The sequence below is a fragment of the Mesorhizobium sp. LSJC280B00 genome, assembly GCF_000502835.1.
Classification (GTDB): domain Bacteria; phylum Pseudomonadota; class Alphaproteobacteria; order Rhizobiales; family Rhizobiaceae; genus Mesorhizobium.
Map to the genome: position 1 here is coordinate 158,408 of NZ_AYVL01000010.1, position 12,820 is coordinate 171,227.

10 protein-coding genes are annotated in these 12,820 nt (G+C 64.2%); 8 read left to right on the forward strand and 2 right to left on the reverse strand.

The window, feature by feature from the left end:
• Positions 1–6: 6 nt before the first annotated feature.
• From X773_RS55955 to X773_RS55965, 3 genes are all read left to right on the forward strand, one after another.
• Complete coding sequence (locus X773_RS55955) at positions 7–2,379, forward strand: aldehyde dehydrogenase family protein (RefSeq protein ID WP_023677123.1); 2,373 nt, start codon at positions 7–9, stop codon at positions 2,377–2,379.
• A gap of 176 nt (positions 2,380–2,555) precedes the next feature.
• Positions 2,556–3,287: an SDR family oxidoreductase gene (locus X773_RS55960; RefSeq protein ID WP_023677124.1), complete on the forward strand. Its 732-nt coding sequence runs from the start codon at positions 2,556–2,558 to the stop codon at positions 3,285–3,287.
• 166 nt (positions 3,288–3,453) lie between these two features.
• A complete protein-coding gene (locus X773_RS55965) occupies positions 3,454–4,299 on the forward strand; it encodes a fumarylacetoacetate hydrolase family protein (RefSeq protein ID WP_023677125.1) in 846 nt (281 codons plus the stop codon).
• 325 nt (positions 4,300–4,624) lie between these two features.
• On the opposite strand, the gene X773_RS77345 is transcribed toward X773_RS55965, so the two are convergent.
• Both X773_RS77345 and X773_RS0138005 read right to left on the reverse strand, forming a co-directional pair.
• A complete protein-coding gene (locus X773_RS77345; protein ID WP_198023561.1) occupies positions 4,625–5,221 on the reverse strand; it encodes an IS5 family transposase in 597 nt (198 codons plus the stop codon).
• Positions 5,218–5,742 (reverse strand): transposase, encoded by a 525-nt coding sequence (locus X773_RS0138005; RefSeq protein ID WP_198023559.1) that lies wholly within the window; start codon positions 5,740–5,742, stop codon positions 5,218–5,220. The genes X773_RS77345 and X773_RS0138005 overlap by 4 nt, the downstream gene beginning before the upstream one ends.
• Positions 5,743–5,883: 141 nt before the next feature.
• Between X773_RS0138005 and hisS the strand changes: the two genes are divergently transcribed.
• From hisS to X773_RS55990, 5 genes are all read left to right on the forward strand, one after another.
• Positions 5,884–7,443, forward strand: a complete 1,560-nt coding sequence (gene hisS / locus X773_RS55970) for a histidine--tRNA ligase (RefSeq protein ID WP_023677126.1) — start codon at positions 5,884–5,886, stop codon at positions 7,441–7,443.
• Positions 7,444–7,614: 171 nt separating this feature from the next.
• Positions 7,615–8,733: an ATP phosphoribosyltransferase regulatory subunit gene (locus X773_RS55975; protein ID WP_023677127.1), complete on the forward strand. Its 1,119-nt coding sequence runs from the start codon at positions 7,615–7,617 to the stop codon at positions 8,731–8,733.
• Positions 8,730–9,431, forward strand: a complete 702-nt coding sequence (gene hisG / locus X773_RS55980; protein ID WP_023677128.1) for an ATP phosphoribosyltransferase — start codon at positions 8,730–8,732, stop codon at positions 9,429–9,431. Before X773_RS55975 ends, hisG begins: the two co-directional genes overlap by 4 nt.
• A gap of 401 nt (positions 9,432–9,832) precedes the next feature.
• Positions 9,833–11,599 (forward strand): AMP-binding protein, encoded by a 1,767-nt coding sequence (locus X773_RS55985; protein WP_023677129.1) that lies wholly within the window; start codon positions 9,833–9,835, stop codon positions 11,597–11,599.
• A gap of 88 nt (positions 11,600–11,687) precedes the next feature.
• Entirely contained in the window at positions 11,688–12,791 is a 1,104-nt protein-coding gene (locus X773_RS55990) for a calcium:proton antiporter (RefSeq protein ID WP_023677130.1), read from the forward strand.
• Positions 12,792–12,820 lie beyond the last annotated feature (29 nt).

A 12,820-nucleotide genomic window follows, 5' to 3' on the forward strand; every position in this document is an offset into this window, starting at 1 on the left:
CGCGCCATGAACATTCTCGAACGCTATCATGCCATGGAATACGGCCCGGCGCCGGAGGCGCGCAACGAGGCCGATGCGTGGCTTGCCGCGCGGGATTTCGGCAAAGCGCTGTTTATCGGCGGCGACTGGAAGGCAGCCAGCGGAGGCAAAACCTTCGACACCAGCGATCCGTCCTCGGGAAAGCTGCTGGCCAAGGTGTCGGATGCCGGTGCCGCCGATATCGACGCGGCGGTTTCGGCCGCCACAAAAGCGCTGCCGAAATGGAGCGCCAGCACCGGTTATCAACGCGCCAAAGTGCTCTACGCCATCGGCCGCGCCATGCAGCGTCACCAACGCCTGTTCGCGGTGCTGGAATCGATCGACAATGGCAAGCCGATCCGCGAAAGCCGCGACATCGACGTGCCGCTGGCCATCCGCCATTTCATCCATCATGCCGGCTGGGCGCAGGCGCTGGACAGGGATTTTTCAGGCCATAAGGGGGTCGGCGTCGTCGGCCAGATCATCCCGTGGAACTTCCCGCTCTTGATGCTGGCCTGGAAGATCGCGCCGGCGCTCGCCGCCGGCTGCACCGTGGTGCTGAAGCCAGCCGAATTCACGCCGCTCACCGCGATCCTGTTCGCCGAGATCTGTGAACGATCAGGCGTGCCGAAGGGCGTCGTCAACATCGTCCAGGGCGGGCCGGAAGCGGGTGGGGCAATCGTCAATCATCCCGGCATCCAGAAGATCGCCTTCACCGGTTCGTCCGAGGTCGGCAAGATCATCCGCAAAGCCACCGCCGGTTCGGGCAAGAAACTGTCGCTGGAGCTTGGCGGCAAGTCGGCCTTTGTCGTCTTTGAGGATGCCGATCTCGACAGCGCCGTCGAGGGGCTGGTCGACGGCATCTGGTTCAACCAGGGCCAAGTCTGCTGTGCCGGCTCGCGCCTTCTGGTGCAGGAGGGCATCGCCGATGCCTTCATCGCCAAGGTCAAGACGCGGATGAGCCGGCTGCGCGTCGGCAGCCCGCTCGACAAGAACACCGATATCGGCCCGCTGGTCGATTTGACCCAGCTCGATCGCGTCAAGGGCCTGATCGCCGAGGGCGCCAAGCAGGGCGCAATCTGCTGGCAGCCGGACTCGGCGCTCCCCTCCTCGGGCTATTACCATCTGCCAACGCTGGCGACAGGTGTTTCGCCGGCTAACATTCTGGCACAGGAAGAGGTGTTCGGGCCGGTGCTTGCCACCATGACCTTTCGCAACACCGAGGAAGCGGTCGAGCTCGCCAACAACACGCGCTATGGCCTGGCCGCTTCGGTGTGGAGCGAGAACATCAATCTTGCCCTGCACGTCGCGCCGCAATTGAAGGCCGGCGTCGTCTGGGTCAACGGCACCAATATGTTCGACGCCTCCTGCGGCTTTGGCGGTTACCGCGAGAGCGGCTTTGGCCGCGAAGGCGGGCGCGAGGGCATGTTCGAATATCTCTCGGCAAAACTGCCGCTCGGCCCGGTTATCAAACCGGCGACGTCTTCGGCGCAACCTGTCGAGCAGGCCGAAGGCGACGCCATCGACCGCACGGCAAAGCTGTTCATCGGCGGCAAGCAGGTCCGGCCGGACGGCAATTATTCCTTCGCCGTCGCCACCGCCAAGGGCAAGCTTGCCGGCGAGGTTGGTCTCGGCAACCGCAAGGATATCCGCGACGCCGTCGCGGCCGCGCGCGCCTGCAAGGCCTGGCCGGAGGCGACCGCCTACAACCGCAGCCAGGTGCTCTATTACCTGGCCGAAAACCTTTCGGGCCGCGCCGACGAGTTTGCTGTGCGCCTCACCCAACTTACCGGCGCGACCGCCAAGGCGGCGCGTGAAGAGGTCGAACTGTCGATCGAGCGGCTGTTCCTCTATGCCGGCTTGGCCGACAAATTCGAGGGTCGCGTCCACCAGCCGCCGGCCCGCGCCGTCACGCTGGCACTGCACGAACCGGTCGGGGTCGTCGGTATTGTCGCGTCGGACAACGCACCTTTGCTTGGCTTGATCTCGCTGGTGGCGCCGGCGCTCGCCATGGGCAACACCGTGGTCGCCGTGCCGTCCGAAAAATACCCGCTGCTTGCCACCGACCTCTACCAGGTCGTCGAATATTCCGACGTTCCGGCAGGCGCCATCAATATCGTCACCGGCAGTAGCGCCGAGCTTGCCGGCGTATTGGCCAAGCATGACGATGTCGACGGGCTCTGGGTGTTCGCCGATGCCGAGACTTGCGCCAAGGCCGAGGCCGAGTCCATCGGCAATCTCAAACGCGTCTGGACCGGCAACGGCCACAGCCTCGACTGGGCGTCGAACGAAGCAGCCGGCGATGCCTTGCTGCGCCGAGCGATCGAGGTCAAGAACGTCTGGGTGCCCTACGGCGACTGAGTGCCCCGGAGAGACGTCCGGGCTTGACGGGCCAACAAATGTTCTTTACCGAGAAAAAACATTTGGCTGGCAGGCGAATATCGAAACAGGCGGGATGGTAGTGCCCGGCTGGCACATTGCGTCCCGGCCTTGCGCCGGTAAAAGCCGAACGACCACAGACGGGCGAGGAGAAAAGCATGGCGGATCTGACAGGCAAAATCGTTGTCGTCACGGCGGCGGCGCAAGGCATCGGCCGGGCGAGCGCGCTGGCGTTCGCCAAGGTCGGCGCCGTCGTCCATGCCACCGACATTAACGAGGTGGTGCTCGCCGACCTCGGCAAGACGCCCGGTATCAAGACCCGCAAGCTCGACGTGCTGAATGACGAGGCGGTGAACGCCGCTTTTGCCGAGATCGGCGCCGTCGACGTGCTGTTCAATTGCGCCGGCTTCGTCCATTCCGGCTCGATCCTCGAGATGAAGGACGGCGATCTCGACTTTGCCTATGATCTCAATGTCCGCTCGATGATCCGCACCATCCGCGCCGTGCTGCCCGGCATGCTGGAGCGCGGCGACGGCTCGATCATCAACATGGCGTCGCTGGCCAGTTCGACCAAGGGCGTGCCGAACCGCTTCGTTTACGGGCTGACCAAGGCAGCCGTCATCGGCCTGACCAAATCGGTCGCCGCCGACTATGTCGGCAAGGGCATACGCTGCAATGCGATCTGTCCGGGCACGGTCGAAAGCCCGTCGCTGCAGGACCGCATGCATGCGCAGGGCGACTACGAAGCAGCTCGCGCCGCCTTCATCGCCCGCCAGCCGATGGGCCGCCTCGGCACGCCCGAGGAAATCGCCGACCTCGCCGTCTATCTCGCCGGCGCCACCTATACGTCGGGGCAGGCTTATAATATCGACGGTGGCTGGTCGATCTAAGAGGCCATTTGAAAACCCTACTCCGCCGGGCGCCTGACGCGGCTTTCTGCGCTTCCGGTGCTCACGTACTTTAAGTACGCTCCGCTCCGGTTCTCGAAACCCACGCCATTCGCCGCAGCGGAGCGAGTTTGCAAACGGCCTCTGGTCGCAACTGGGAGAAAACTGCATGAAACTGCTGCGCTATGGCGAGGCGGGGAGCGAACGCCCCGGCCTGCTCGATGCGGATGGAACGATCCGTGACCTCTCCGCCCATGTCACCGACATTGCCGGCAAGACGCTCGATCCGGCATCGCTCGAGACATTGTCGAAGCTCGATCCGAAAACGCTGCCCGCGGTTTCCGGCAAGCCGCGCATCGGCGCCTGCGTCGCCGGCACCGGCAAATTCATCTGCATCGGCCTCAACTATTCCGACCATGCCGCCGAAACCGGCGCCACCGTGCCGCCGGAGCCGATCATCTTCATGAAGGCAAGCTCGGCTATTGTCGGGCCGAATGACGACGTGCTGATCCCGCGCGGCTCGGTGAAGACCGACTGGGAGGTCGAGCTCGGCGTGGTGATCGGCAAGACTGCAAAGTATGTCACCGAGGCCGAGGCGCTGGATTATGTCGCCGGCTATTGCGTCGCGCACGACGTCTCCGAGCGCGCCTTCCAGGCCGAGCGCCAGGGCCAGTGGACCAAGGGCAAGTCCTGCGACACGTTCGGGCCGATCGGCCCGTGGCTGGTGACCAAGGACGAGATCAAGGACCCGCAGAACATCCCGATGTGGCTGACGGTCAACGGCAAGACCATGCAGAACGGCTCGACCAAGACCATGGTCTTCGGCGTCGCTTATCTCGTCTCCTATCTCAGCCAGTTCATGTCGCTGCACCCGGGCGACATCATCTCGACCGGCACGCCGCCCGGCGTCGGCCTCGGCATGAAGCCGCCGGTCTTCCTGAAGCCCGGCGACGTGGTCGAGCTCGGTATCGAAGGGCTGGGCATCCAGAAGCAGACGTTCAAGGCGGATTTGTAGGCGCTCTTCCTTCTCCCCTTGTGGGAGAAGGTGGATCGGCGCGCAGCGCCGAGACGGATGAGGGGTGCTGGAAGAAACGAGGCGTGAAAACATCAGGGGATTTTAGGCACCTACGCTTTCAGGGCAGCGATCCTTCCAACACCCCTCATCCGACCGAGCTTCGCTCGGCCACCTTCTCCCCGCTGGAGGGCTTTGCACGGGAAGCGAAATCCTGGTTGGTGAGTTAATGGGGCTTTTTTGAAGGCCGGGAAAGCAGTTTTCGACGGCTTGGTATGGCATCGACCGGCATGACCGGCCGATCCGCCGATTTTAGACAGACTCCTCCTCATGCCGGCTTTCCGCCAGGTGGATAGAGGGCGCCGATCATGGTCCGCAGATTGTAGGCGCAGGCGGCTAGTATGCATTGCGTGCGGTTGGCGGCGAGGTTGAAGAAGCGCAGGCGCCGCATGCCGTAGCGCTCCTTGAACACAGCAAAAGGCCGCTCCACAGCCGCCCGCACCTTGGCGATCAACCGGTTACGCAGCTTCTGGCGCGCCGGCAACTCGGGATGATGCTTGTTGGGCCGCCGCATCAGCCGGTCCTTGATCCCGGCCTTGGCCAGCCGATCATGCCTGGCATGGGTGTAGTAGGCCTGATCGCCATAGGCCGCCTTCTCATCGCCGCAAACCAGATTGTCGGCCGCCTCGGTGTCGGTGATCGAGGCGTCGCTTACCTCGACACGCCGGATCATGGTGTGCTCCTGGTCGGCGCCGATGTGCATCTTGTAGCCGAAGGTGCTCTTGTTGCCCTTCTTGCCCCAGCGCGCGTCCTTGTCGGCCGACGGCTTGGCCGGGCCCTGGTGGCCCTTCTTCGGCTGCTTGGGCGGCCGCCCACGGGCCTGCAGGAACGTCGCATCGACTAAGGTGCCGCGCTTGACGATCANGACGGCTTGGCCGGGCCCTGGTGGCCCTTCTTCGGCTGCTTGGGCGGCCGCCCACGGGCCTGCAGGAACGTCGCATCGACTAAGGTGCCGCGCTTGACGATCAGGCCCTTCGTCTCCAGCTGGCGGTTGATCTCCTCAAACACCTTGTCGATCAGCCGCTCGCGCGTCAGTTCCTCGCGGAAGCGCCACAGTGTCGAATGATCGGGCGTACGGTCCGAAAGGCTGAAGCCGGCAAAGCGGCGAAACGACAGCCGGTCACGGATCTGAGCCTCCAATGCCGGATCGCTCAGCCCGTGCCACACGCCCAGCAAAAGACAGCGCACCAGCGCCTCCGCCGGGTAGCTGGTGTTGCCCGAGCCGGGACCGCTGCGCTGACCCAGCAATGTTCGGATCGGTGCCCAGTCCAGTTCCTTCGATACCAGGTCGAAAATCGTCTCGTCCGACGCCGCCAGCCCGTCCGCCAGACTCAACTGACCCAGAACACGATCCGCCATCCCGAATCTCCCTGCTTCGACCATCATCACAGAATCACCAATCGGCTTCTGTGCAAAGGTCTCACAAGGGGAGAAGGAGAGCCGCAAACCCTTGCCTTCTCCGGGCTGCATCGGTAGGACACGCCGACCCGAAATAAGTCACCGTTTACATAGCAAAGTACCCATCCCATGGCCGACAAATCCGAAAAGATGAAAGCGCGCCTGCCGCGTGGCTTTGTCGACCGCGGCGCCGACGATCTCCGCGCTGTCGAGAAGATGATGGCGACGATACGCTCGGTCTTTGAGCTTTACGGTTTCGAGCCGGTCGACCAGCCGCTGATCGAATACACCGATGCGCTCGGCAAATTCCTGCCAGACCAGGACCGGCCGAACGAGGGCGTGTTCTCGTTTCAGGACGATGACGATCAGTGGCTGTCGCTGCGCTACGACCTGACCGCGCCAATGGCGCGCTTCGTCGCCGAGAATTTCGAGCGCCTGCCGAAGCCGTATCGCAGCTATCGCTCCGGCTGGGTGTTCCGCAACGAGAAGCCCGGTCCCGGCCGCTTCCGCCAGTTCATGCAGTTCGACGCCGACACGGTCGGCACGCCGGGTGTCGCGGCCGATGCCGAGATGGCGATGATGATGGCCGATGTGATGGAGGCGCTCGGCATCAAGCGCGGCGATTACGTCGTCCGCGTCAACAACCGCAAAGTGCTCGATGGCGTGCTGGAGGCGATCGGCCTCGGCGGCGACGAGAACGCTGGCCGCCGGCTGCAGGTGCTACGGGCGATCGACAAGCTGGACAAGCTGGGCGTCGAGGGGGTTCGTCTGCTTTTGGGCGCCGGGCGCAAGGACGAGAGCGGTGATTTTACCAAAGGTGCCGGGCTGGGTAACGCGCAAGTCGATGTTGTGATCAGCTATTTCACGGTCATGGCGCAGCATGATCCCGAACAAATTGTCCAGACACTGGGATCTATCACCCCAGGGCTCAGCAATCTTGTCGAGGAAAGGAAACTCGAACATCTGGGCATAACGAATGCCTCGTTTGTTGAGGGTCTTGCAGAGTTGGAGCAGATAAGAACCATGGTCGCACAAAGCGGCTACGGTGAGGATCGCATCCGCATCGATCCCTCCGTCGTGCGTGGCCTCGAATATTACACCGGCCCGGTCTACGAAGCCGAGCTGCTGGCCGAAATCCCCAATGAGGACGGCCAGATCGTGCGCTTCGGCTCGGTTGGCGGCGGCGGCCGTTATGACGGTCTCGTCTCGCGCTTTCGCGGCGAGCCGGTGCCGGCGACCGGTTTTTCGATCGGCGTCTCGCGGCTGATGACGGCGCTGAAGAACCTCGGCAAGCTCGATACTTCCGATGTCATCGCGCCGGTCGTCGTGCTGACCATGGACAGGGATACGGAAAGCCTCGGCCGCTACCAGAAGATGGTGGCCGAGCTGCGCGCCGCCGGCATCCGCTCGGAAATGTATCTCGGCGGCGCCGGCATGAAGGCGCAGCTGAAATATGCCGACCGCCGCGGCAGCCCGGTCGCCGTCATCCAGGGCGGCGACGAGCGCGCCAAGGGCGAGGTGCAGATCAAGGACCTGATCGAGGGCGCGAAGATGTCGGCCGAGATCGCCGACAACGCCGAATGGCGCGCCGCACGACCGGCGCAGGTGACCGTGGCGGAAGGCAATCTGGTCGCCGAGGTGAACAAGATACTGGCGGCGCAGGCCGAGGAGCGGGCGCGTGGCAAGTAGGGCGCCGCTTCCTTCTCCCCTTGTGGGAGAAGGTGGCCGAGCGAAGCTCGGTCGGATGAGGGGTGTTCCAGGGAACGCCGACGCCTCATTTCTTCCGGCACCCCTCATCCGTCTTGGCGCGTCGCGCCAATCCACCTTCTCCCACAAGGGGAGAAGGGGAGGTGGCGTTTTATGACCCCCCGCCCCGCCATCGCATCCGACATCGCGACGCTCTTCGCCGCGCGCAACACCCATGCGGTCGAGGTCGCCGTGCTGCAGCCGGCCGATCCGTTCCTCGACATGGCCGGCGAGGATTTGCGGCGCCGCATCTTTCTCACCGAGAGCGAGACCGGGCAGACGCTTTGCCTGCGGCCGGAATTCACCATTCCGGTCTGCCTCGACCACATTGCCAGCCAGGCCGGCACGCCGCGCCGCTATTCCTATCTCGGCGAGGTGTTTCGCCAGCGCCGCGAGGGCGGCAACGAGTTCTTCCAGGCCGGCATCGAAGATCTCGGCGACCGCGACACAGCCGCCGCCGACGCGCGTTCGCTGGCCGATGCGCATGCGCTGCTGTCGCTGGTGCTGCCCGGCCGGGAGCTGGCGGTGACGCTCGGCGACCAGACCATTTTCGAGGCGGTGCTTGCAGCGCTTGGCCTGCCGCGCGGTTGGCGCATGCGGCTGGCGCGCGCCTTCGGCTCGGCGCCGATGCTGGAGGCGGCGCTTGCCGACCTCGCCAATCCGCCGCGCAACAGCCAGCTTGCCGGCCCGGTCGCAGCCCTTGTCCTCGATGGCGATCTCGACAGCCTTTCGGCGCATATCGCCGGCGGCATGGAAGAGGCCGGGCTGTCGGCAACGGCCGGGCGTTCGCCGTCCGAGATTGCGCGGCGCCTGATCGAGAAGGCCGAATTGCGCAGCGTACGGCTGTCGAACGAGGCGTTTGCGGCACTAAAGAGTTTCCTGGCGATCGACGTGCCGCTCGACAACGCCGCCGGAGCGCTCGAACGTTTTGCAGCCGATGCCGGGCTTTCACTGGGGGCTGCGCTGGAGAATTTCGCAGCCCGCGCCGCGGCCATAGAACGCCTCGGCCTGCCGATGTCTGAAATCAGCTACGATGCCGCCTTCGGCCGGCCGCTCGATTACTACACCGGCCTCGTCTTCGAGATCGCGGCGCAGGATGGCGACCGGCCGCTCGCCGGTGGTGGCCGCTACGACCGGCTGCTGACACTGCTCGGCGCCAAAACGCCGATCCCCGGTGTCGGTTTTTCCGTCTGGCTCGACCGCATCGAGGCGCTGCGGGAGACGGCGCCATGATCACGCTGGCGATCCCGTCGAAGGGCCGGCTCAAGGAGCAGGCGCTGGAGGTGCTGGCCAAGGCCGGGCTTGCCGTCAGCCTGCCCGGCGACGAGCGCAAATATCGCGCCCGCATCGACGGCCTTGACGGCGTCGAGATAGCGTTCCTGTCTGCCTCGGAGATATCAGGCGAAATCGGCCAGGGCTCGGTCGATCTCGGCATCACCGGCGAGGATCTGCTTCGCGAAAACCTTGCCGATTGCGAGGCGCGCGCCGAAATCATCGCCCGCCTCGGTTTCGGCAATGCCGATGTCGTCGTCGCCGTGCCCGATATCTGGCTCGATGTCGACACCATGGCCGACCTCGACGACGTCGCCGCCGATTTCCGCCAGCGCCACGGCCGCCGGCTCAGGATCGCCACCAAATACTGGCGCCTGACCCAGCAGTTCTTTTCGCAAAAGCACGGCATCCAGGTCTACCGCATCGTCGAAAGCCTGGGTGCCACCGAAGGCGCGCCGGCGGCCGGGTTGGCCGATATCGTCGTCGACATCACCACGTCAGGCTCGACCTTGCGCGCCAACCATCTCAAGGTGCTGGCCGATGGGCTCATCCTGCGCTCGCAGGCCTGTCTCGTCGCGTCGAGGAAGCAGCGCGCTGTGGCCGACGAGGCGACTTTGCGCGATATTGCGGCCAGGATGGCATCGGTGAATTCAGGCTGACGTCGCCAATCTCCCCCCTTGAGGGGGAGATGTCGCCGAAGGCGACAGAGGGGGTCGGTACGTCTTGACGCGACTCTCCTAACGGCAGGCAGGTGCTCCACGCGAGACGACCCCCTCTGGCCTGCCGGCCATCTCCCCCTCAAGGAGGGAGATTGGCAGCTTGGCCGCTGGAACCGACCTGAAGCGATTTTCTTGACGTACAGCAATTTTGTTCTTGCTTTGTGCCGGCAGCTATGCTACTAATCTCGCTATGGTGCCAATTGGCCCCGAAGACCCGCCCTCCGTGGCGGGTTTTTTATTTTCGGCCCTTACAGGCGAGTTCCCACCCAGCCCTACCATCGGCGGGATTTCCACCACCCCGCCGGGCTGATAGGCTCGTTCTGTCTGCGGAGGACACGGCGATGCCGATCAATCTCGACGAGTTGAAGAATGCCACCAATTTGCGCTCCAAGCGCGATGGGGGTTCGTTCATTGCGCCGGTCGACGGCACGGCGCATGTCTCGGGCGAGCGCAGCGTGCCGCTGCTCAACCTGACCATCCCGGCGCTGTTTGCCGATACGGTCGGCAAATACGGCACGCTCGATGCCGCCGTCTTCGTCGAGCAGGACAAGCGCTTTACCTGGGAGGAACTGTCGGAGACGGTCGATGCGCTGGCCGCCGGCTTCCTGGCGCTCGGCCTCGAGAAAGGCGATCGCGTCGGCATCTGGTCGCCGAACCGCTGGGAATGGCTGGTGACGCAATTCGCCACCGCCCGCATCGGCCTGATCCTGGTCAACATCAACCCGGCCTATCGGTTGGTCGAGCTGGAATATGCCTTGAACAAGGTCGGTTGCAAGGCGCTGGTCACCGCCGCCAAGTTCAAGAGCTCCGACTATCTCGGCATGATCGAGACGCTGGCGCCGGAGATCGCCAAGGCCACCCCTGGCAAGCTCGACGCTAACAAGCTGCCGGCGCTGAAGACCGTTATCCGCATGGACGAGGAGAATTCGCCGGGCATGTTCAATTTCGCCGACGTGCTGGCAATGGCTGGGCGCGACGAGCATGACCGGCTCGACCGCATCTCCGACGGGCTGAAACCCGACGATGCCATCAACATCCAGTTCACCAGCGGCACGACTGGCGCGCCCAAGGGCGCGACGCTGACCCACAACAACATCGTCAACAACGGCAATTTCGTCACCGCGGCGATCCGACTCACCGTCGACGACCTGCTGTGCATTCCGGTGCCGCTCTACCATTGCTTCGGCATGTCGATGGGCACGATGGGCTGCGTCACCAAGGGCGCGACCATGGTTTTCCCGAGCGAGGGGTTCGATGCCGGCGCCACCCTGAAGGCGGTGGCGACGGAACGCTGCACCGCGCTTTACGGCGTGCCGACCATGTTCGTCGGCCTGCTCGACCATCCGGAGTTCGCCTCCTTCGATCTCACCAGCCTGCGCACCGGCATCATGGCCGGCTCGCCATGCCCGATCGAGGTGATGAAGAAGGTGGTGTCGCTGATGCATATGGCAGAGGTGACCATCGCCTACGGCATGACCGAGACCAGCCCGGTGTCGTTCCAGAGCAGCGTCGACGACCCGCTGGAAAAGCGCGTCTCGACCGTCGGCCGCGTCCATCCGCATGTCGAGGTCAAGGCCATCGACGCCGAAGGCGCCACCGTCGCGGTCGGCGCGCCGGGCGAGCTCTGCACGCGCGGCTATTCCGTGATGAAGGGCTATTGGGACGACGAGCAGAAGACCCGCGAGGCCATCGACGCCGACGGCTGGATGCACACGGGCGACCTCGCCACCATTGACGCCGAGGGCTATTGCAACATCGTCGGCCGGGTCAAGGACATGGTCATCCGCGGCGGCGAGAACGTCTATCCACGCGAGGTCGAGGAATTCCTCTATCGCCACCCCAAGATCAAGGAGGTGCAGGTGTTCGGCATTCCCGACCCGAAATATGGCGAGGAGCTGTGCGCCTGGATCGTGCTGAAGCCCGGCCAGATCACCACCGAGCAGGAGATCAAGGCGTTCTGCGCCGGCCAGATCGCCCATTTCAAGATCCCGCGCTACATCCGCTTCCGCACCGAATTGCCGATGACGGTGACCGGCAAGCCGCAGAAATTCCTGATGCGCCAGGCGATGGTCGACGAGCTGGGATTGGTGACGCAGAAGACGGCTTGAGGGCGAGGCGCTTCAGGCTTTCGCAGGGTTCGCAGGAGGGGCTTGCCCAGAAGGGACTTGCAAAAGGGGCTTGCGGAAGGGGCTTGGAATGAGTGGTTTCGCAAGATCGGCGGTTTCGTACGGCATGCCGTTGGCCGCGCTGGCGATGGCTGTCGCGGTCAGGGCCAGCGGGGTGTCGGTCGACGAAGGGTCGCTGGGCACCAGGATGTTTATCGGCGCGCTGTCGAGCGCGATCATGTTCATCACCATTTTCGTGGTGCTCGACCACGCCGAGGCGGTGGCCAGGCGGGTTGGCGAGCCGTACGGCACGTTGGTGCTGACCATCGCCGTGACGGCAATCGAAGTGTCGATCATCGTTTCCATCATGCTGCACGGAGCCAACAACCCGACGCTTGCGCGCGAATCCGTGTTCTCGACGGTGATGATCACCTCCACCGGTGTTGTCGGCATGTGCCTGACGTTTGGCGGCTGGCGCCATCGCAAGCAGGCAATCGTCCGCCAAGGGACCAGCGCCTATCTGGCGGTGCTGGTCGCGCTGAGCGTCATGACGCTCATTCTGCCGACCTACACGCGAACCACCGATCCCGGCACGTTCTCGGCCGCGCAACTTGGCTTCGTCAGCGTGCTTTCGGTGCTGCTCTATACCGGTTTTCTGTTCGCGCAGACTGTCCGCCACCGCGACGATTTCATCGACGGGCAAGCGCATGGCGCCGCAGTGCGAACCGACGCTCACGAAAGCGTCGCCGCCGGCGCTGTTCTCCTGCTGATCGGGCTGATCGGCATCGTCATGCTGGCCGAACAGGTCGCAGCCAGCGTCGAAGATGCGCTCGTCGCCTACCAGGTGCCGCAGGCCGACGCCATTGTCGGCGCAATGATCGCCGCGCTGGTCTTGATGCCGGAGGCCATTTCGGCGGTTCGTGCCGCACTCAACAACGAGCTGCAGCGCGGCCTGAACGTCGCCATGGGCTCGGCCTGTGCCACGATCGGCCTGACAATACCGGCAATCGCCGCCGCCAGCCTGCTGACCGGAAGAGGCCTGACCCTGGGGCTGCCGGCGACCGACACGGTGCTTTTGGTTCTGGCGCTCTTCATCTGCAATGTAAGCTTTAGCACCGAGAGAACGACGTTCTTGACCGGCTTGGTGCATCTGGTGGTGTTTTTTACTTGGGTGTTTTTGATATTTGTGCCGTGAGGGTTGGGGGGGAGGTGGCAAACCACTAT

Coding starts and splice junctions, on each gene's coding strand:
- hisG (WP_023677128.1), top strand. CDS start 8,730: ATGATCACGCTGGCGATCCCGTCGAAGGGCCGGCTCAAGGAGCAGGCG.
- X773_RS55955 (WP_023677123.1), top strand. CDS start 7: ATGAACATTCTCGAACGCTATCATGCCATGGAATACGGCCCGGCGCCG.
- X773_RS55960 (WP_023677124.1), top strand. CDS start 2,556: ATGGCGGATCTGACAGGCAAAATCGTTGTCGTCACGGCGGCGGCGCAA.
- X773_RS55985 (WP_023677129.1), top strand. CDS start 9,833: ATGCCGATCAATCTCGACGAGTTGAAGAATGCCACCAATTTGCGCTCC.
- X773_RS55990 (WP_023677130.1), top strand. CDS start 11,688: ATGAGTGGTTTCGCAAGATCGGCGGTTTCGTACGGCATGCCGTTGGCC.
- X773_RS55965 (WP_023677125.1), top strand. CDS start 3,454: ATGAAACTGCTGCGCTATGGCGAGGCGGGGAGCGAACGCCCCGGCCTG.
- X773_RS55975 (WP_023677127.1), top strand. CDS start 7,615: ATGACCCCCCGCCCCGCCATCGCATCCGACATCGCGACGCTCTTCGCC.
- hisS (WP_023677126.1), top strand. CDS start 5,884: ATGGCCGACAAATCCGAAAAGATGAAAGCGCGCCTGCCGCGTGGCTTT.